Raw genomic sequence first — 18,771 nt, 5'->3', positions numbered from 1 at the left:
GTTTATGGTTATTTTTTTGCCGGGCAGCTGGTAGCCGTTGTTCTTTAGTGCGGCTGCAATACGATAGCTGCTTTCTTTTACGGCATTATCGGGCAGCCCTACCAGGTGGTATCCTACCCCTTTATCAATATTAACCTCTACGGTAATGGTTGTGGCCTCAACCCCAAACACGGCACTCCCGAAAACTTTTGTAAGCATGTAGTGATTTTTCAAACTCGAAATTTACAAATAAAAAACTTCTCTAATAGCTGCTTCCTTAGATATCGATTATTAAAAATTTTATATTGATTTTGTGGTTATATATCAACTTTTTATGTCAAATAAAATAAAATGAAAAACATTTCTTAAAGAAGCTAAATTCAATCTATGTATTGATTAAGTTTTTTTTAATTTATTTTGTTATGCATCTAGTCGACAAGTGCAGTTACAGCTTTCTTTTATCACATCTACCAGCTTCCGGAAGCCCCGCCGCCGCCGAAACCGCCGCCGCCGAAACCACCACCGAAACCGCCTCCTGAACTTCCACCGCCAAAACCGCCACCGCCACCGCCAAGGCCCCGGCCAAGGCTGCTAAGGATAATAATATCTGCCAGGTCGGAGCCGTCAAACCCCCGGCGTCTTCCCCCGGAGCCGCCACCTCCCCGCCGTGACAACACAGCGATTATAATGATAAAAACAATAATCAGGACAATTATAATTCCTGCTCCGGCCCCATCACCTGGTTGGCCTTCATTTTTATATTCTCCCGCCAAAGCCTGCATCATTGCCGTGGTTCCATTGTCTATGCCTTCATAAAAATTTCCTCTTTTAAACTGAGGTACAATTACTTCGTCTATAATCCTGTTTGAAACTGCATCACTTAATAAATGTTCGGTGCCATATCCCGTAGCTATGGCAACTTTCCTGTCGTCTTTAGCTACAAGCAGTAACACGCCATTATCAGCTTTCTCCTGCCCTATCCCCCACGAGTGCGCCAGGTCAACTTTAAACCTGTCGATATCATCACCCCCGGTTGTAGGAACTACCACTACAACAATTTGTATTGATGTAGTATCGGCATAACGGAGCAGTTTTTGCTCTATAGCCTGTTGCTTATCCTTCGCAAGTAATTGTGTATTAATTTCATAATAACTGGTTTGCAATGATGGCTTGGGCGGTATTTCTTGTGCCAGCACATGGATGCACAACAGCAGTAATGGCAGTAGGTACTTATTATTTATAGTCCTCATTAATTCCTGGAAATTTCGTTTGACAGTTCATCCTTATCATCATCTGCAAAAGGAAAATATTGTTTCAGGCGCTCACCGGCCCTCAGGATTCCCGCTACCAGCCCATCTTTGAAATGACGCCCCTTAAAGTGGCTTATGACTATATCCCTTGTACAATCCCAAAAATCCGGTTCTACGGCTTTATCTATACCTTCATCGCCTATAATAGCAAAAGAACGGTCCTGCACACCAACATAAAAAAGCACCCCATTACGTGATTGGGTGGCACTCATCCCTAAAAGATGAAAAACCTCCTTTGCTCTTTCGAGGGGAGGCTTTTCGGTATGGTTTTCAATATGTACCCTTATTTCGCCGGAAGTGTTTTTCTCTGCGGAAGCAATCGCGGCTACAATTTCCTGTTCCTCTTCGCGCGACAAAAATTCATTGGCTGTAGACATGGTTATTTCTTAAAGTCAAATTGTACATCAGGTGCTTTTTCTGCGCCTTCTTCTGCTTTGAAGCGCGCCATCTTCTCAAAGCCGAACAACCCAGCGAAAATATTGCTTGGGAAACGTTCGGTTTTAACTTCATAAGCGCTTGCCGCTTCATTATAGCGATCCCTCACCACGTTTATCCTGTTTTCAGTACCTTCAAGCTGTGCCTGGAGGTCACGGAAATTTTGGTTGGCTTTAAGGTCAGGGTAGCGTTCTACTGATACCAGAAGCCTGCTCAGTGCGCTACCGGCCGCAGTTTGTGCCTGCTGGAACTGCGCCAGCTGCTCCGGGGTTATATTAGAAGGGTCTACGGTTACCGCCGTAGCTTTAGACCGCGCTTCAATAACATCCGTAAGTGTACCGCGTTCAAAATCGGCAGCCCCCTGCACCGTTTTTACCAGGTTACCGATAAGGTCATTACGCCTCTGGTAGCTGCTTTCCACGTTGGCCCATGCTGTCCTGGCTTCTGCCCTTACACTGACAAGGCTGTTATAGGATGAAACTGCCCATATAGCAAGTATTACAATGATAACTACGGGTATAATCCATTTTCTCATTTCGTGTGTGTTTTAGAGTTCGTTTTTAATATTGATAAGTGTTGTTTTTAAAGCTTCTAATTTATGGATAATTTCGTATTTATCCAATGCTTTTTTCTGCGATTCCCTGAGGTATACCTTAGCGCCTTCCAGCGTGAAACCCCGCTCTTTCACCAGGTGGTAAATAAGCTGTAGGTTTTTTACATCTTCGGGTGTAAACATCCGGTTCCCCTTAGCATTCTTTTTTGGCTTAAGCACATCAAATTCCTTATCCCAAAACCGGATAAGGGAAGCGTTGACATTGAATGCCCTGGATAGTTCGCCAATACTGTAGTATCTTTTTTCAGGGAGGTCTAAATGCATTAGTCAAGCGATTGGTTTTCCTGGTTAGCTAATTTAGAAATTAAAATGTATTCTTTGGCAGAAATATTTCCATAATAGAAATTTATAGGGTTTATAGCCTCACCATTCTTATGCACTTCATAATGCAGGTGTGGCGCCTCGCTGCGGCCGGTACTCCCTACATAACCGATGATATCGCCACGCTTAACCCGCTGCCCGGGCCTTGCCTTAAAACGGCTCAGGTGTGCATAAAGGGTTTCGTAACCATAGCCGTGCCTTATGACAATGCGGTTGCCGTAGCCTGACATGCGGTTATCGGCAGCACTCACCACCCCGTCGCCGGTGGCATAAACAGGCGTGCCTGTCCGTGCGGAAAAGTCCATCCCGGCATGGAATTTACGTATTTTGGTAAATGGGTCGCTCCGGTACCCGAAACCCGATGCCACCTGCCTCAGGTCTTCATTCTTTACCGGTTGTATGGCCGGTATGGCTGCAAGCAGTTTTTCCTTAGCTTTAGCCAGTTTTGCAATCTCGTCAAGCGATTTTGACTGTACCACCAGTTCCTTTGATATGATGTCAAGCTTTTTAGTGGTATTAATAACGAGTTCAGAATTATTATACCCCTCCAGTTCCCTGTAGCGGTTTACCCCGCCAAACCCGGCCTTGCGCTGCTCTTCAGGAATTGGCGATGCGTTAAAGTACGTCCGGTAAATATTATTGTCCCGTTCCTCCACATCAGCAAGCACTTCGTTTACCTGTTCCATCCGCCGGTTCAGTATCTCGTAGTTTATTTTCAGGTTTTCTATCTCGCGGGCCTGGAGCTTATCTTTGGGTGTTTCAAAAAAAGGCGTATTTAAAAGCACCACAAAGCAAAGGAAGCCGAAAAGCGCCGAAGCCGCAAGGAAAAGAAGCGCAACACCAATTTTTTTCCTCCTGGTGTGCTTTATAACGCGATAGGCTAAGTTTTCTGCGTCATAGTAATATTTTACCTTCGCCATGTTCTAAATTATTCTATTTTTGCACCTTACATTATTAACACGTAAGGCCTGTAAATTTCAAAACGAACAAAGTTAACAAATGTTTCTCTTGCTCAGATGTTTTTTTAAATGTTATTGTTTCAGTCCTTATAATTGCCTTATTACCAAATAGATACATAGATGGCTTTGCTTACTAAAACATATCTTGATGAACTTACATATGAAATAGTAGGTGCTGCTATCGAAGTACATAAAGTAATGGGGAGAGGATTGTTAGAAAGCGTTTATCATCAATGCATCAAAGAAGAATTACAACATAGAAAAATAAATTTTTTAACAGAGATGCATATTCCTGTATCTTATAAAGGGAAAGTTTTAAATATTGATTTCCGGTGCGACTTATTTATCGAAAACTCAATTGTGGTTGAACTAAAATCCGAGCAAGCCTTCACTCCTGCGTTTGAAGCGCAGCTTCTAACCTATATGAAACTGCTACAGTCTCCAAAAGGGATTTTGATAAATTTTAATTGCTCAAATATTTTCAGAGAAGGTCAAAAAACGTTAGTCAACGAATATTTTAGCTCACTTCCACATAATTAAGCTATGTTCCTATGTGGTTATACAAATTAATAAAATAAAATAAAATAATATATTCTAAATATGAAATCCAGGGATATCAGGAAACAATTCTTAGATTTTTTTGAAGCTAAAGGCCACCTTATTGTGCCATCGGCGCCCATAGTTACCAAAGACGACCCAACACTAATGTTCAACAACTCAGGCATGGCGCAGTTCAAGGAATTTTTCCTGGGCAACGGCACGCCTAAAAGCAGGCGTATCGCTGACACCCAAAAGTGCCTCCGTGTTTCGGGCAAGCACAACGATTTGGAAGAAGTAGGTATTGATACCTACCACCACACCATGTTTGAGATGCTGGGCAACTGGAGCTTTGGCGACTATTTTAAGAAAGAAGCTATCCACTGGGCCTGGGAATTGCTTACCGAAGTGTACAAAATACCTAAAGACATCCTTTACGTTACTGTTTTTGAAGGCAGTATGGAAGAAAATGTACCTTTTGACCAGGAGGCCTGGGATATATGGAAAGGCCTTATTGGGGAAGAAAGGATGCTTTTGGGCAACAAAAAAGACAATTTCTGGGAAATGGGCGAGCAGGGGCCGTGTGGGCCGTGTAGTGAGATACATGTTGATATTCGTTCGTCGGAAGAAAAAGCAAAGATACCCGGCAAAGAACTGGTGAACCGTGATCATCCGCAGGTGGTTGAGATATGGAACAATGTTTTCATGGAGTTTAACCGCCGTGCTGACGGATCCCTGGAAAAACTCCCTGCCCGGCATGTTGATACCGGAATGGGCTTTGAGCGCCTGTGCATGGTATTGCAGGGTGTGCAGAGCAATTATGACACGGATGTCTTTTCGCCGCTTATCCAAAAAATCGAAAGTATTACCGGCGCCACATATACCATAAAAGCAGCTAACGACTCAGAGGAAAAAATCAACATCGCCATCCGCGTTATTGCTGACCATGTCCGTGCCGTGGCATTTTCTATTGCCGATGGGCAGTTGCCTTCAAACGGCGGGGCAGGTTATGTTATCCGCAGGATATTAAGGAGGGCTATCCGCTATGGCTTCACCTTCCTCAACAAAAAAGAGCCTTTTATAAACGAACTGGTAGCAGTACTGGCAGACCAGATGGGCGATTTCTTCCCGGAGATAAGGACACAGCAGAGCCTTGTAACTAATGTTATTAAGGAAGAAGAAACTTCATTCCTGCGTACGCTTGAGCAGGGGCTCCAGCTGCTTGAGAATATTATTACAGAGGCAAAAGATAAGACTGTTTCAGGCCAAAAGGCATTTGAATTATATGATACTTTCGGCTTTCCGATAGACCTCACTGCACTGATACTGCGAGAAAGGGGGCTGAACCTTGATGAAGCAGGCTTTGAAGCCGCCATGCAGGAGCAAAAGTCCCGTTCACGGGCCGCATCAGAGGTGTCAACAGATGACTGGACAATTCTTGCTGAAGGTGCTGGTGAAACCTTTGTAGGCTATGATCAGACGGAGAATGAAGTAAAAATTACCCGCTACCGTAAAGTAGATTCTAAAAAAGACGGCCTGTTATACCAGATTGTGCTGGACAACACGCCTTTTTACCCTGAAGGCGGCGGCCAGGTAGGCGATAAAGGGGTACTGGTTTCAGCTAACGATACTATTGAAATTATAGATACCAAAAAGGAGAACAACCTTATCCTGCACATGGCTAAAAAGCTGCCCAGTAATATTAACGCAACTTTTACGGCCAGGGTTAACGAAAAACTCCGTAGCGACTCAGCCAGCAACCACTCGGCTACGCACCTGCTGCATCAGGCGCTGCGTATAATATTAGGTACGCATGTAGAGCAAAAAGGATCATTGGTAAGCCCTAACTACCTGCGTTTTGACTTCTCGCACTTTGCCAAAGTAACAGATGAGGAGCTAAAGCAGGTGGAAGATTTTGTAAACGAAAGGATACAGGAGCATCTTCCGCTTGTGGAGCGCAGGAACATACCTTTCCGGCAGGCGGTAGAGGAAGGCGCCATGGCCTTATTTGGCGAAAAATATGGTGATACGGTGCGCGCCATCAGGTTTGGTGACAGCATAGAACTTTGCGGGGGCATACATGTGAGGAACACGGCTGATATCTGGTATTTTAAAATAGTAAGCGAAAGTGCTGTGGCAGCGGGCATACGCCGTATTGAGGCTATTACCGATGAAGCTGTAAAAGAATATTTTGCAAAACAGGAGCAGGCCCTTGGGGAGATAAACAGCATCCTTAAAAACCCGCAGGATACCATCAAAGCGGTAGTATCATTACAAGACGAGAATGCTAAGCTTAAAAAACAGCTTGAACAGCTGCTGAAAGATAAAGCAAAAAACCTACGCAACGAACTGGCAAAAGAACTTAAGGAGATAAATGGCGTGCAATTTTTAGCAAAACAGGTAGACCTTGACCCCGCAGGCGCCAAAGACCTGGCTTATGAACTGGGCAGCCTGGATACCAACCTGTTTATAGTGCTCGCTACAGCCGCTGAAGGCAAACCGATGCTTACCTGTTATATCTCCAAAGAGCTTGTGGCCGGGAAAGGCCTGAATGCAGGGCAGGTAGTACGTGAACTCGGTAAGTATATTCAGGGCGGCGGCGGCGGGCAGCCCTTCTTTGCCACAGCAGGAGGTAAAGATGTAAACGGTATCAATGAAGCCTTAGGGGCGGCAGTAGAGTTTATTAAGTAATAGCTCGCAAAGACAGAAAAACGCGAAAAATTTATGACTGAAAATGAGCTTTCAAAAGTAATTGTTGATACCTGTTACCACATTCACGTTACACTTGGCCCGGGCTTATTAGAATCTGTGTATGAAGCTATACTATATTATGAACTCGTAAAACAAGGATTAAAAGTAGACCGACAAAAACCATTACCTCTTGTGTGGGATGATTTAAAAATGGACGTCGGTTACAGGGCGGATTTAATTGTGGAGGATAAAGTATTGATTGAGATTAAATCAGTTGAACAAATAGCCCCTGTACACCCTAAGCAAGTATTAACTTATTTAAAGATTTCAGGCTGCAAACTTGGCTTATTAATCAATTTTAATGAGCCTCTTATAAAAACAGGAATAACCAGAGTTGTCAATAATTTATAACCTGGCGCCTTAGCGTCTTTGCGAGAAATAACTATGCAATTCACAACCCAGATACCCATACTGCCAGGTAATCAGCCCATTGATTATAATTCGCGTGTGGTGTGCCTGGGTTCTTGTTTTGCGGTAAACATAGGGCAAAAGTTTGACTACTTTAAATTCAGGAACATTACCAACCCGTTTGGCATCCTGTTCAGCCCGGCGGCACTTGAAAAATTTATCGGCTTCGCAGTAAACCAAAAAGAATTTACGGAAGCCGATATTTTTTTTCATAATGAACGCTGGCATTGTTTTGATGCCCACAGCGAACTGAGCCATCCTGATAAAGAAACACTACTGGCAAACCTTACTACGGCTACAGCAGAAACCAATGAGGCCCTGCAACATGCAACACACCTTATTATTACACTGGGCACAGCATGGGTGTACCGGCACATAGGCACAGGCGCCCTTGTAGCGAATTGCCATAAGGTGCCACAAAAGGAATTCACCAAAGAATTATTGCCCGTAGTTTCCATAAAGCAAAGCCTTCTTAATATAGTTACCCTGATAGCGGACATAAATCCTGAAGCGCATGTAACCTTTACCATATCCCCCGTGCGCCATATAAAAGATGGTTTTATTGAGAACCAGCGCAGCAAAGCCAATCTTATCGCCGCGTTACACGAGCTATTGTTGACTGTCAACTGTCAACTGTCAAGTGACTACTTTCCTTCTTACGAAATAATGATGGATGAGCTTCGTGATTACCGCTTTTACGCAGAAGATATGATCCATCCTAACCAGGTTGCCATTGATTATATATGGGAACGGTTTACAGAGGCGTGTATAGCACCCGGTGCGCACCATACAATGCAGCAGGTAGATTCGGTGCAAAAAGGGCTCAGGCACCGCCCCTTCAATGCCCATTCCGCAGCGTATGAGGCATTCCGGGCGGATCTTGAGCATAAAATGGCAGCGCTACAGCGGCGTTTCCCTCATATCTGTTTTTAAAGTATCAAAACCTATTTACCAAAGTGGCGCAGCCAAAAATGTTGATTTTGTACAACGGCGCTTTGGCTTAGCCCTGGTGGGAGCGGCATCCTCCCGCCGCCGCGCTTATGGCGGGGGGAGATATAGCGGACAACAGGAACGAAGCCTTGTAGAATGCGCTAAGGCTACTGCTCCTGATAATGATTATGACGATGGAAGGCCTGCCGTGTGCCCTGCCGGAAGCATTATTATCATTTTGTAAAATAAACCATGGTATTTATTGTTTTGCGGAGAGTTTTTTACCTTTGGCAAAATTCAGTTCATGGACAGGAGAAAATTTTTCAGGAACGGGTCGCTGTTTACCCTCGGCGCTACGCTATTAAACCCTTTTGAAAGCAGGGCTTTACTTCCGGCCACGGGGGAAGCCTATAAAAATAAAAAAGCAAAGAACATAATTTTCCTGGTAAGCGATGGTATGAGCAGCGGCACGCTGAACATGGCGGACCTGTACCTGAGCCGGAAAACGGGGAAAGGATCTAACTGGCTGCAGCTTTATAAAGACCAGCGGGTGAGCAGGGCGCTCATGGATACGGCTTCGGCAAATTCTGTTGTTACCGATTCATCGGCAGGAAGTTCTGCCTGGGGTGGCGGTGTACGCGTAAATAATGGTTCGCTTAATGTAGGGCCAAGCGGGGAGAAATACCTCCCTATCTGGCAAAAGTTTAAAAAAGCGGGAAAAATGGCAGGCTGTGTAACAACAGTGCCTGTTACCCATGCTACGCCGGCCGGATTCTGTGTGAATAACAACAGCCGTGGTGCGCAGGAAGAAATAGCCGAAGAGTATCATGCCATAGGTTTTGACGTGATGATGGGCGGCGGCAATAATTATTTTAGCGCTGCGGTACGGAAAGATAAAAAAGACGTTTATGCGGCCTACAAAGCCAAAGGATGGCAGGTAGTGCGCAACAGGAACGAAATGATGGCTGCCGACAATAACAAACCCCTACTGGGTGTTTTTGCTGATGATGCACTACCCTATTCTATTGACAGGCGCAGCAGCAGGGAACTGACTGACACCACCCCTACCCTGGCCGAAATGACCGGCAAGGCAATAGACAGGATGAAAGGGCACAAAAACGGTTTTGTACTGCAGGTGGAGGCCGGTAAAGTAGACTGGGGTGCGCATGCCAATGATATCGCTGCCGTATTATATGACCAGGTAGCTTTTGATGAGGCCATTAAAGTGGCTGTTGATTTTGCCGAAAAAGATAAAGAAACACTTGTTATTATAACTACTGACCATGGTAATGCCAATCCCGGGATTATTTATGGCAGGGATGCCAATGCCAATTTTGACAGCATACAAAACTATACCCACACCAACGAATGGATACTGAACCAGGTAAAGCCAGGCTCAACAGTGGCCCAGGTACGTGAAATGATAAGCAGTGCCAATGGCGCGCCTGTTTCGGAAGAAAACGCAAAAGTTATATTAAGCTACTACGACGGGCTACAAAAAGAAGAAGGCCTTTATAATTATAAAAAGTTGCCTTTCAGGGCTTTTGCCGAAATGCAGAAAGCCACAAACTCGGTAGGATGGATCAGTATGGACCATTCGGCGGATTATGTGGAGCTGGCCATGTTTGGCCCCGGGAGCGAATTGCTGAAACCTTTTGTAAAAAATACCGACCTGCACTACCTGATGCTTCAGGCCGCGGAAGTGGAAAATAAATTTTAAATGAAAATCCCCATCAGGCTGACGGGGATTTTTGTTATGCTTTAGTGGCAGGCGCATTAAGCTTCTGGCTTAGCTCAAGCGATATGGCTGAACGTTCCATTTTGAGTTTGCCGGCCATGGTTTCAATAACCACAGTGTCATCAGCCAGTTCGGCAATCCTGCCATGGATGCCGCTTTTGGTAATGATCCTGTCGCCTGTCTTGAGGTTCTTTTCAAATTCTTTTTCTTTCTTTACTCTTTTTTGTTGCGGTAGTATCATGAAAAAATACATCACAACCAAAATTAAAATAAAAGGTAAAAACTGTTGTAACTGTTCCATTTTTTAGTGTGCTGGTGCAGGAATGGCAGCGCCGCCTGCTTTAGGTGTAACATTTGCTTTAAAGTTCAGCGTTTCATTGCCTTTCTCCGTATTCATGGTTACGGTTATGGTTTTTTGCTGCATTCCCGGTTTGCCAGACGAATCAAAAACGGCTTTAATTTCTCCGGTACCGCCCGGTTTTACAGGGGTTTGTGTGTAGCTTGGCACCGTACAGCCGCAGCTGGCCTTAGCGCTTGTAACAACAAGGTCGGCATCGCCGGTGTTCGTAAATTTATACACATGCTCTACTTTGTCCCCTTCCTTGATGGTACCAAAGTCATGGTCGGTGCTTTCAAACTTGATAACAGGCTTTTTACCTGAATTAACATAGGCCATTTCGGCTTTTTTGGCGGTTTCATCATCAATACGCGTGGCTGCGTTCTCTTTGCATGAAACTGCAACCAGTACAGATGCTACGGCAAGCATAGCTACAGATTTTTTTATCATAATTTTTCTGTTTTTGTTTTACATTAAACCTCTTCCTGTTTTAACCAGTTTATTTGAATTTTGGTATTCCCTGACAAGATTATCAAGGATACCGTTTATAAAAATACTGCTTTTTGGTGTTGAATATTCCTTGGCCAGTTCCAGGTACTCATTGATGGTAACTTTTACGGGGATAGACGGAAATTTAAGAAATTCGCAAATAGCCATTTTTAATAGTATCGCATCAATTTCGGCAATACGGTCTGCATCCCAGTTTGGGGTTTTGTCAATAAATTCTTTGGCAAGCTCTACTTCATTAAGTACTGTTTTCCTGAACAGGCTCTTCACAAAATCTTTATCATCAATATCCTTATACAATTTAGGCACAGCAAAGGCATCCTTTCCCTCCGGCTGCAGCTGCTTAAGCTGCTTTATGATAATGGTGTTCACCAAAGGTATATCGTCAACCCAGGTAAGCTTGTGGTCTTCAAGGTAATCATACAGTTTTTCATTGGGCGCTATAACTTCGGTAAACAGGTCATGCACAAAACGGCGGTCTTCTTCAAAATTATTTTCCCTGTTGTGCATGTAGTTTTTGTACACATTGCTTTCTTTTACGGCCTCAAGTAATATGAGGATATAATCGTCATTATGCTTCCAGTTGTTTATTTTGCGCTCCTCAAGCGCTATGCTTAGAGAATTATTATCAGAAAGCAGGCGGAGTACTTTGTTGTTTATGAATTTCCTGTTGGGATTCCGCTCTTCAGGCGTAGCCAGGTGCTTCCTGCGTGATTTTTCTATAAAATCTTCCTCGCTGTTGCGCAGTTCTACCATGGCTGATACCATGATAAGGTACAGGTCAAGGATGTTATCAATACTCTGGAACAGGAACTTCTCTTCTTTTTCCAGGTTATCGGAATTGTTTTGATGCATGGCGTAGATAGACTGCATCACCTTAACTCGAATATGTCTTCTGTTTAACATCCGGCTGTAAGAACTTTTGAAATTAGCATGGCGAAAGAAATCAATTCTTTCGCCACGCAAAATTAGCAATTATATTGTAAGCAGAAATTATTTAGCCATTTCTTTTTTCCTGTCGGCAATGCGCTTTTCGGCTATTGACATGGCAGCCTGGTGGGTAGTAACACCGTTAGCATCGGCAAAACTAAAAATCTCCAGGGTAGTGTTGTATATATTTTCCGTCCTTTTCAGGGCTTCATCCTTGCCATATTTTACAATTTCGCCGTATACATTTATTATACCTCCGGCATTGATGAGGAAATCAGGGGCATATAAAATACCTTTTTCCTGAAGCATTTTTCCGTGCACGGCTTCATTGGCCAGCTGGTTGTTGGCAGCGCCGGCAATAACTTTGGCTTTGAGCCTTTCAATAGTATCGCCATTGATTGTTGCACCGAGGGCGCAGGGAGCATATATATCAACATCAGCGCTGTAAAGGTCATCGCCGCGGAATATCTGTGCGCCGTATCTGGCGGCTACCTCCTGCATCCTTACTTCATTGATGTCAGATATCTGTACCATGGCGCCTTCTTTGGTGAGGTAGTCAATAAGGGTTTCGCCTACATGGCCGGTTCCCTGCACCAGTATTTTTTTACCTTCAAGCCTGTCAGACCCGAATTTATATTTAGCAGCCGCTTTCATACCCATATACACGCCATAGGCAGTAACCGGCGAAGGATTGCCCGAGCCGCCTTTTGCTTCAGATATTCCCGTAACATGAGGCGTTACATCCCTGATAATGTCCATGTCCGGTGTAGTGGTGCCCACATCCTCGGCAGTAATATACTTACCGCTCAGTGAATGGATGAACTCACCGAATTTACGCATCATTTCAGGGGTTTTCTCCGTCCTGGCATCACCTATGATAACAGCTTTCCCCCCACCAAGGTTCAAACCTGAAATAGCTGATTTGTAAGTCATCCCCCTTGATAGCCTTAAAACATCATTTAAAGCTTCCCACTCATTAGCATATTTCCACATCCTTGTACCTCCAAGCGCCGGCCCTAAAACCGTATTATGAATACCGATTATTGCTTTTAAACCAGTATCTTTGTCATGGCAAAAAACGATTTGCTCATGTTCATTAAATGAAGCCTGGCCAAAAACAGGATCAGCCTTGGTAAGTTCATCAGCTTTAATAACTTCTGTTATCATAATAAAACATTTAAATTGAAAATTATTCAAAAACGAAATACAAAAATACACTTATAATTAAAATGAGGCAAAATATATAATTGATTTTAATGATTTTTCAATAAAACACATAAAACCAACTACATTTTAAAAGGCTATAAAGTGTATGGTTTTAACATCTATGCCTAAATTTTATTTCCTACATAAATTATAACATGAAAGAACTTCAATATTTAAACAAATATTTTATAAAATATAAATTTCAATTTCTTTTAGGGATTTTGATTACGGTAGCGGCCCAGATTTTTTCATTATTTGCGCCTGAACTGATACGGGAATCGATACAATCCATAGAAAAATTTTTTAAACAGGATAATGTCCCCGCAGAGGTTATCAAAACACAGCTCATTAATAACATGTGGCTTATTATTGCCACTACGCTTATTGCCGGTGTGCTCACATTCCTTATGCGGCAGACGCTCATAGTCATGTCGCGCCACATTGAATTTGACCTTAAAAATGAAATTTTCAGGCATTATGAACGGTTATCGCAAAACTTTTATAAAAGGAACCGCACAGGCGACCTTATGAACCGCATCAGCGAAGATGTAAACAAAGTGAGGCAGTACGTGGGGCCTGCAATTATGTATTCGCTCAATACAATTGTGCGGTTTGTGGTAGTAATCACGCACATGCTCATTATTTCAAAAGAGCTTACGCTATACACACTGCTGCCGCTTCCTGTACTGGCCTTCAGCATATTTAAGATAAGTACCGAAATAAACCGGAGGAGTACCCTGTACCAGCAAAACCTTTCAAAGCTGTCCACGTTTACCCAGGAAATGTTTTCAGGCATAAGGGTAATTAAAGCCTATGCGCTGGAAAAGCAAAAGCAGGATGATTTTACTACTTTATCTAGGGATAGTGTGGCAAAAAACATGAGCCTGGCAAGGGTAAATGCCCTCTTCGGGCCGCTGATGATACTCCTTATCGGGATAAGCAACCTTGTTGTGGTTTATGTTGGCGGGATGATGTATGTGAACGGGAGTATTGACAGCCTGGGCGTTATAGCACAGTTTATCCTGTACATCAACATGCTGACATGGCCCGTAGCTTCGCTGGGCTGGATATCATCAATGGTGCAGGAGGCAGAGGCCTCACAGGCACGGATTAATGAGTTCCTGAAAACTGACCCTGAAATAAAAAATACTGCTGAGACACATACGGCGGTACTTGGCCATATCGAATTTGACCATGTAACTTTCACGTATGAAGATACGAACATAACCGCACTTAAAAATATATCCTTCAAAGTTAAAAAAGGGGAAACCCTTGCTATACTGGGGCGGACAGGCTCAGGAAAATCAACAGTACTATCACTCATAAGCAGGCTTTATGATGCAGAAGAAGGCGCTGTACTCATTGACGGGGAGGATGTAAGGAAAGTAAACCTGAATGACCTGCGCAACAGCATAGGATTTGTACCCCAGGATGCATTCCTGTTTAGTGATACTATTAAAAACAATATCAAATTTGGTAATGAGGAAGCTACTGACGCGGAAGTAACCGAAGCCGCAAAAAAAGCGGCGGTGCATGATAATATAACAGCCTTTAATAAGCAATATGAAACCATTCTGGGCGAAAGGGGCATAACACTATCCGGAGGGCAGAAGCAGCGGGTATCTATAGCGCGGGCGCTGATTAAAGATGCCCCGGTATTGTTGCTGGATGACTGCCTCTCTGCTGTAGATACTGAAACCGAAGAAGCCATTTTAAATAACCTGCTGGAATTTTGCAGGGACAAAACCACTATTATAGTAAGCCACAGGGTATCATCAGCCAAAAATGCTGACAGGATAATAATACTTGATGAAGGCGAAATAATACAGCAAGGCACTCATAACCAGCTTGTAAATGAGGCAGGGTATTACAAAGAATTATACCTTAAACAACTTTCTGAAAAAGAATTGCTGTAATTTTTTGCATTATTTAGTTTTTTTTTGGATTTTTGATTGCAACAAAATCATAACAAAAGACGGAAGATTATGAAAGAAAATGACATGCTGGAAAAGGAAGAGATCTTTTCTAAAGTTTTAAGGGCAGGAAGAAGGACATACTTCTTTGATGTAAGGGCAACAAAAGCTGATGATTATTACATCACTATTACTGAAAGCAAGAAATTTACAGAAGAAGATGGTTCTTTCCATTTCAAAAAACACAAAATCTATTTATACAAGGAAGATTTTGTTGCATTTAAAGAAATACTTACCGAAATGACTGATTATGTCCTTGAAAATAAAGGTGAAGAGGTAATTTCTGAAAGGCACCAGAAAGATTTCAGGAAATTTTTTGGTGAGAAAGGTGAAGAAGCTGTTACTACCGAAAGCTTTACCGATGTAGATTTTGATGATATTTAATAACTTTCTTGAAAAAAATATGGACCCGGAATTTTCCGGGTTTTTCTTTTCAGGGAATGCCCAGGCTATTCCCTACCTTAAAATCAGGTGAAAGCAGTACCCTATCACCCGCCTGCCTGTCATGCCGCCCGGTAACCCAGGCGCAATCATAAAATTGCCAATCTGTTGTTGAGTGAAAAAAATTCACTACAGTAATATCTGCGGGCGGCCATGGCATTCTATTTTATACCTTCTTGTGATTAGTGCCAATGGCGTAAATATCCTTTTTCCGTCCGTAAAATCTATTGTGAGCTTGGAAACCTTTTGCAGTATCCTGGGCAAATCCTCTGGCTGACATTGGCTCAGGGCGCAATTCATTTTTTTTAATTTCCCTGTAAGGGTAGCATGTGTCCGCTATGATACTATAACCGTGTATGCGGCACGGAAGGCTACACCCGAAAAATAAAATATTACAGCAAATTAATATATATAATACAGGGTTCACCTGTGCCGCACCGGCCGGTGCAGAGAATCTGTTGCAGCTACCCGATGTAAGTCATTTAATTCCCTTTGGGTTACAGTTGATTGACCGGCAGCATCGGGGGCAGATCCCGAGAGCAGTGGAAAACTGCCCAGTGAGGCAAGGGTAAAACTCCACACCAGCAGCAATAGAAAAAGTATAAGAAGGCCTTTCATAGCAGGATTTTTTTAGATACAATACAAATTTAAGTTGTATTGTTTTGTAATTATTTAAACCTGAATTATGATACTATGAAATTATTGTAAAATAGCAATCACTATAAAGTTGATATTTTATCAGAAGTATGTGAGGCAGGCTATTTCTAAAAGCCGTGAAGGCCGCACTGCCGTTTAAGGCCAGCCCCGACGGNTTTAAGTTGTATTGTTTTGTAATTATTTAAACCTGAATTATGATACTATGAAATTATTGTAAAATAGCAATCACTATAAAGTTGATATTTTATCAGAAGTATGTGAGGCAGGCTATTTCTAAAAGCCGTGAAGGCCGCACTGCCGTTTAAGGCCAGCCCCGACGGAAGCGGCATCCTCCCCGCCGCCGCGCTTATGGCGGCGGGGAGATACAGCGGACGGCGGGACCGGCGCCTGCAAAAGTGCGCTTAGCCGACTGCTCCAGATAAATGGTATTACTGCCAAAGGAAAAAAGTCCCTGGGATGATTTTATAGCTGCCGTCCAAGAACCTGATGAATATCATTTTTCGGGTGAAGCCACTATCTTACTTTTGGCTTAAAACTTCAACGCGATGGATAATTCACTGATTCAGAAGTATAATGTCCCCGGGCCGCGCTATACCAGCTACCCGACGGTACCCTACTGGGATGAGGAAAACTTCACCCTGAAAAAATGGAAAAGTTCGCTCCTGCACTCCTTTAACGAAAGCAATTGCCAGGGCATAAGCCTGTACATACACCTGCCTTTTTGTGAGAGTATGTGTACCTTCTGCGGCTGCAATAAGCGCATTACCAAAAGGCATGACGTAGAAAAAACCTATATAAATGCTATACTGAAAGAGTGGGCAATATACAGGGGCATCCTCCCGGTAAGGCCACGGATAAAAGAACTGCACCTTGGTGGTGGTACACCTACTTTTTTTAGCGCTGAAAACCTTGAACTGCTCATCAAAGGCATATTTGAGCTTGCCGATGTGGCGCCCGGATATGAATTTGGGTTTGAAGGGCATCCTAACAATACAACGCGTGAACACCTTCAAACACTGTATAATCTGGGATTCAGGAGGGTTAGCTTCGGTGTCCAGGATTATAGCCCGGAGGTGCAGAAAGCGATTAACCGGATACAGCCCTTTCAAAATGTAGCCAAAGTAACCCTCTGGGCAAGGGAAGCAGGCTTTACTTCGATAAGCCACGACCTGGTTTTCGGGCTGCCTTTCCAGTCATTAGAGAATATGGCAGACACGATTGAAAAAACCCGGTCACTTACGCCGGACCGCATTTCGTTTTACAGTTATGCCCATGTACCCTGGATAAAAGGCAGCGGGCAGCGTGGCTTTGATGAAAATAATTTACCGAAAGATGAAGAGAAAAGGAAATTATATGAAGCAGGCAAAACAATCCTTGCAGAAAAAGGTTACCATGAAATAGGCATGGACCATTTTGCTCTTGAAAACGATACCATGTACAGGGCGTACAGGGAAGGGAAACTGCACCGCAACTTTATGGGCTATACCGCTACAAAAACACAATTGATGATTGGCCTGGGGGTATCATCTATCAGTGACAGCTGGTACAGCTTTGCCCAAAACGAAAAGAATCTGGAAGATTATTATAAACGGCTTGATAACAATGAACTCCCAGTTTTCAGGGGGCACATGCTTGATGAGGAAGACCTTGTGATACGGAAACATATACTGAACCTGATGTGCCGTTTTGAGACATCGTGGGCTGAGAGCGGCTCATTTTTTCCTACATTACCGGATGTACTGGACAGTTTGCAGGAAATGGCACAGGACGGGCTTATAGAAATAAACAGGCACAGCGTGTATGTAACAGAAAAGGGACACCCTTTTGTGAGGAACATCTGCATGGCATTTGACATGCGAATGAAGCGGAAGACACCTGAAAACAAATTGTTTTCAATGACTATATAGAAATCAGAAAAGCCTCCTTACCGGGAGGCTTTTCACATCAAACAACTAAAACTAATACAATTACCTGCAGTGAGGCTGCTCTGTGATATACAAGCTCATGGCCCCGGGAGAAACAAAGGGTACATTAAGCCCAAGCCCGCGCACTACAAATAATATTCCTATAAAAGCAGCAGCATAGGGCACTGCTTTGGCCAACCTGCCCCGCATACTGGTCTTTAAAAATCCTGTCATATAAACAACCGCGCTCATTAAAGGTATGGTTCCCACGCCGTAAAGCATCATGTAGGTGGCGCCCAGGGCCGCACTTTGCATGGCTACAGCGCCAAACAAAGCAGCATATACAAGCCCGCAGGGCAAATAACCATTCAGCAGCCCCGCTATAAAAAGCGCCTTGTTCCCCCTGGCCCGGAACTGGTTGCCAAGGTTTGCCTTAATAGAGCTTATAGCCTTGTATACCGGTTTTGAAAAATTATAGCCGGCAATTACCTTTTCAGGTACCAGGGCTATTACTATTATTAAAAGGCCTGCTGTTAAAGAAAGCTGTTGCTGTAATCCCGCCAGGTATAACCCTTTGCCCAGTGTGCCAAACAAAAGTCCTAGCGAACCATAGGCAATCATTCGGCCGATGTGGTAGAGCAGTATCTGGCAAGCCCTTTTTGCCGGGCTATTCCTGTCTACCGGGAGCATCATGGCTATAGGCCCACACATGCCTATACAGTGCAGGCTGGATACTAATCCTAATAAAAGCGCGGAATAAAGCATAATATTGACTATTGGCTATTGATTATTGGCTATTGGCTATTGGCTATTGGCTATTGACTATTGGCTATTG

General features: G+C 43.5%; 21 protein-coding genes. 9 read left to right on the top strand and 12 right to left on the bottom strand.

What is annotated here, in order from left to right; translation table 11 throughout:
• The 6 genes from CHU92_RS06455 to CHU92_RS06430 all read right to left on the bottom strand — a co-directional run.
• Positions 1 to 198, bottom strand: a 198-nt coding sequence (locus tag CHU92_RS06455; protein WP_317044677.1) for a magnesium chelatase domain-containing protein, incomplete at its 3' end; no start/stop codon positions are given.
• A 248-nt stretch (positions 199 to 446) separates the two neighbouring features.
• Positions 447 to 1,229 (bottom strand): TPM domain-containing protein, encoded by a 783-nt coding sequence (locus CHU92_RS06450; RefSeq protein WP_094413773.1) that lies wholly within the window; start codon positions 1,227 to 1,229, stop codon positions 447 to 449.
• Positions 1,229 to 1,666 (bottom strand): TPM domain-containing protein, encoded by a 438-nt coding sequence (locus CHU92_RS06445; RefSeq protein WP_094413771.1) that lies wholly within the window; start codon positions 1,664 to 1,666, stop codon positions 1,229 to 1,231. The genes CHU92_RS06450 and CHU92_RS06445 overlap by 1 nt, the downstream gene beginning before the upstream one ends.
• A 2-nt stretch (positions 1,667 to 1,668) precedes the next feature.
• On the bottom strand, positions 1,669 to 2,259 hold the full coding sequence (locus CHU92_RS06440; RefSeq protein WP_094413769.1) for a LemA family protein: 591 nt from the start codon (positions 2,257 to 2,259) through the stop codon (positions 1,669 to 1,671).
• A 12-nt stretch (positions 2,260 to 2,271) separates the two neighbouring features.
• Positions 2,272 to 2,601: a MerR family transcriptional regulator gene (locus CHU92_RS06435; RefSeq protein WP_094413767.1), complete on the bottom strand. Its 330-nt coding sequence runs from the start codon at positions 2,599 to 2,601 to the stop codon at positions 2,272 to 2,274.
• Positions 2,601 to 3,578 carry a M23 family metallopeptidase gene (locus CHU92_RS06430; RefSeq protein WP_094413765.1) on the bottom strand — a complete coding sequence of 326 codons (978 nt, stop codon included), beginning with the start codon at positions 3,576 to 3,578 and terminating at the stop codon, positions 2,601 to 2,603. Before CHU92_RS06430 ends, CHU92_RS06435 begins: the two co-directional genes overlap by 1 nt.
• Before the next feature lie 159 nt (positions 3,579 to 3,737).
• Between CHU92_RS06430 and CHU92_RS06425 the strand changes: the two genes are divergently transcribed.
• From CHU92_RS06425 to CHU92_RS06400, 6 genes are read left to right on the top strand one after another with little or no spacing between them, the layout of a single operon-like run.
• Entirely contained in the window at positions 3,738 to 4,157 is a 420-nt protein-coding gene (locus CHU92_RS06425) for a GxxExxY protein (RefSeq protein ID WP_094413763.1), read from the top strand.
• A gap of 60 nt (positions 4,158 to 4,217) precedes the next feature.
• Complete coding sequence (alaS, locus tag CHU92_RS06420) at positions 4,218 to 6,845, top strand: alanine--tRNA ligase (protein WP_094413761.1); 2,628 nt, start codon at positions 4,218 to 4,220, stop codon at positions 6,843 to 6,845.
• 33 nt (positions 6,846 to 6,878) lie between these two features.
• Positions 6,879 to 7,256: a GxxExxY protein gene (locus tag CHU92_RS06415; protein ID WP_094413759.1), complete on the top strand. Its 378-nt coding sequence runs from the start codon at positions 6,879 to 6,881 to the stop codon at positions 7,254 to 7,256.
• 33 nt (positions 7,257 to 7,289) lie between these two features.
• Entirely contained in the window at positions 7,290 to 8,246 is a 957-nt protein-coding gene (locus tag CHU92_RS06410) for a GSCFA domain-containing protein (protein WP_094413757.1), read from the top strand.
• Entirely contained in the window at positions 8,194 to 8,487 is a 294-nt protein-coding gene (locus CHU92_RS06405; RefSeq protein ID WP_094413755.1) for a hypothetical protein, read from the top strand. Before CHU92_RS06410 ends, CHU92_RS06405 begins: the two co-directional genes overlap by 53 nt.
• A 60-nt stretch (positions 8,488 to 8,547) precedes the next feature.
• Entirely contained in the window at positions 8,548 to 9,963 is a 1,416-nt protein-coding gene (locus tag CHU92_RS06400) for an alkaline phosphatase (protein WP_094413753.1), read from the top strand.
• A gap of 34 nt (positions 9,964 to 9,997) precedes the next feature.
• On the opposite strand, the gene yajC is transcribed toward CHU92_RS06400, so the two are convergent.
• The 4 genes from yajC to CHU92_RS06380 all read right to left on the bottom strand — a co-directional run bounded on the left by yajC (position 9,998) and on the right by CHU92_RS06380 (position 12,922).
• Positions 9,998 to 10,282, bottom strand: a complete 285-nt coding sequence (gene yajC / locus CHU92_RS06395; RefSeq protein ID WP_094413751.1) for a preprotein translocase subunit YajC — start codon at positions 10,280 to 10,282, stop codon at positions 9,998 to 10,000.
• A gap of 3 nt (positions 10,283 to 10,285) precedes the next feature.
• Positions 10,286 to 10,768, bottom strand: coding sequence for a DUF1573 domain-containing protein (locus CHU92_RS06390; RefSeq protein WP_094413749.1), 483 nt, complete (start codon positions 10,766 to 10,768; stop codon positions 10,286 to 10,288).
• Between the two features lie 18 nt (positions 10,769 to 10,786).
• A complete protein-coding gene (gene nusB, locus CHU92_RS06385) occupies positions 10,787 to 11,698 on the bottom strand; it encodes a transcription antitermination factor NusB (protein ID WP_094413747.1) in 912 nt (303 codons plus the stop codon).
• Positions 11,699 to 11,818: 120 nt separating this feature from the next.
• Positions 11,819 to 12,922 carry a Glu/Leu/Phe/Val dehydrogenase dimerization domain-containing protein gene (locus tag CHU92_RS06380; protein WP_094413745.1) on the bottom strand — a complete coding sequence of 368 codons (1,104 nt, stop codon included), beginning with the start codon at positions 12,920 to 12,922 and terminating at the stop codon, positions 11,819 to 11,821.
• Between the two features lie 194 nt (positions 12,923 to 13,116).
• Between CHU92_RS06380 and CHU92_RS06375 the strand changes: the two genes are divergently transcribed.
• Both CHU92_RS06375 and CHU92_RS06370 read left to right on the top strand, forming a co-directional pair.
• On the top strand, positions 13,117 to 14,877 hold the full coding sequence (locus CHU92_RS06375) for an ABC transporter ATP-binding protein (RefSeq protein ID WP_094413743.1): 1,761 nt from the start codon (positions 13,117 to 13,119) through the stop codon (positions 14,875 to 14,877).
• Positions 14,878 to 14,946: 69 nt separating this feature from the next.
• Positions 14,947 to 15,318: a PUR family DNA/RNA-binding protein gene (locus tag CHU92_RS06370; protein ID WP_094413741.1), complete on the top strand. Its 372-nt coding sequence runs from the start codon at positions 14,947 to 14,949 to the stop codon at positions 15,316 to 15,318.
• 480 nt (positions 15,319 to 15,798) lie between these two features.
• Here the strand turns inward: CHU92_RS06370 and CHU92_RS06365 are convergent, their stop codons facing one another.
• Entirely contained in the window at positions 15,799 to 15,993 is a 195-nt protein-coding gene (locus tag CHU92_RS06365; RefSeq protein WP_094413739.1) for a hypothetical protein, read from the bottom strand.
• Positions 15,994 to 16,577: 584 nt separating this feature from the next.
• Between CHU92_RS06365 and hemN the strand changes: the two genes are divergently transcribed.
• Complete coding sequence (hemN, locus tag CHU92_RS06360; RefSeq protein WP_094413737.1) at positions 16,578 to 17,939, top strand: oxygen-independent coproporphyrinogen III oxidase; 1,362 nt, start codon at positions 16,578 to 16,580, stop codon at positions 17,937 to 17,939.
• 60 nt (positions 17,940 to 17,999) lie between these two features.
• Here hemN and CHU92_RS06355 read toward each other — a convergent pair whose 3' ends face one another.
• Positions 18,000 to 18,701, bottom strand: coding sequence for a sulfite exporter TauE/SafE family protein (locus CHU92_RS06355; RefSeq protein ID WP_094413735.1), 702 nt, complete (start codon positions 18,699 to 18,701; stop codon positions 18,000 to 18,002).
• Positions 18,702 to 18,771: the final 70 nt, after the last annotated feature.

It is taken from the genome of Flavobacterium cyanobacteriorum, from assembly GCF_002251835.1.
Classification (GTDB): domain Bacteria; phylum Bacteroidota; class Bacteroidia; order Flavobacteriales; family Flavobacteriaceae; genus Flavobacterium; species Flavobacterium cyanobacteriorum.
Note: the sequence above shows the minus strand (reverse complement) of the source record. Positions and strands in the feature narration are given on the sequence as shown.

Bases quoted from the DNA above. Each gene is read 5' to 3' on its own strand.
- CHU92_RS06450 (WP_094413773.1), bottom strand. From the start codon at position 1,229: ATGAGGACTATAAATAATAAGTACCTACTGCCATTACTGCTGTTGTGC.
- CHU92_RS06445 (WP_094413771.1), bottom strand. From the start codon at position 1,666: ATGTCTACAGCCAATGAATTTTTGTCGCGCGAAGAGGAACAGGAAATT.
- CHU92_RS06440 (WP_094413769.1), bottom strand. From the start codon at position 2,259: ATGAGAAAATGGATTATACCCGTAGTTATCATTGTAATACTTGCTATA.
- CHU92_RS06435 (WP_094413767.1), bottom strand. From the start codon at position 2,601: ATGCATTTAGACCTCCCTGAAAAAAGATACTACAGTATTGGCGAACTA.
- CHU92_RS06430 (WP_094413765.1), bottom strand. From the start codon at position 3,578: ATGGCGAAGGTAAAATATTACTATGACGCAGAAAACTTAGCCTATCGC.
- CHU92_RS06425 (WP_094413763.1), top strand. From the start codon at position 3,738: ATGGCTTTGCTTACTAAAACATATCTTGATGAACTTACATATGAAATA.
- alaS (WP_094413761.1), top strand. From the start codon at position 4,218: ATGAAATCCAGGGATATCAGGAAACAATTCTTAGATTTTTTTGAAGCT.
- CHU92_RS06415 (WP_094413759.1), top strand. From the start codon at position 6,879: ATGACTGAAAATGAGCTTTCAAAAGTAATTGTTGATACCTGTTACCAC.
- CHU92_RS06410 (WP_094413757.1), top strand. From the start codon at position 7,290: ATGCAATTCACAACCCAGATACCCATACTGCCAGGTAATCAGCCCATT.
- CHU92_RS06400 (WP_094413753.1), top strand. From the start codon at position 8,548: ATGGACAGGAGAAAATTTTTCAGGAACGGGTCGCTGTTTACCCTCGGC.
- yajC (WP_094413751.1), bottom strand. From the start codon at position 10,282: ATGGAACAGTTACAACAGTTTTTACCTTTTATTTTAATTTTGGTTGTG.
- CHU92_RS06390 (WP_094413749.1), bottom strand. From the start codon at position 10,768: ATGATAAAAAAATCTGTAGCTATGCTTGCCGTAGCATCTGTACTGGTT.
- nusB (WP_094413747.1), bottom strand. From the start codon at position 11,698: ATGCAGTCTATCTACGCCATGCATCAAAACAATTCCGATAACCTGGAA.
- CHU92_RS06380 (WP_094413745.1), bottom strand. From the start codon at position 12,922: ATGATAACAGAAGTTATTAAAGCTGATGAACTTACCAAGGCTGATCCT.
- CHU92_RS06375 (WP_094413743.1), top strand. From the start codon at position 13,117: ATGAAAGAACTTCAATATTTAAACAAATATTTTATAAAATATAAATTT.
- CHU92_RS06370 (WP_094413741.1), top strand. From the start codon at position 14,947: ATGAAAGAAAATGACATGCTGGAAAAGGAAGAGATCTTTTCTAAAGTT.
- CHU92_RS06365 (WP_094413739.1), bottom strand. From the start codon at position 15,993: ATGAAAGGCCTTCTTATACTTTTTCTATTGCTGCTGGTGTGGAGTTTT.
- hemN (WP_094413737.1), top strand. From the start codon at position 16,578: ATGGATAATTCACTGATTCAGAAGTATAATGTCCCCGGGCCGCGCTAT.
- CHU92_RS06355 (WP_094413735.1), bottom strand. From the start codon at position 18,701: ATGCTTTATTCCGCGCTTTTATTAGGATTAGTATCCAGCCTGCACTGT.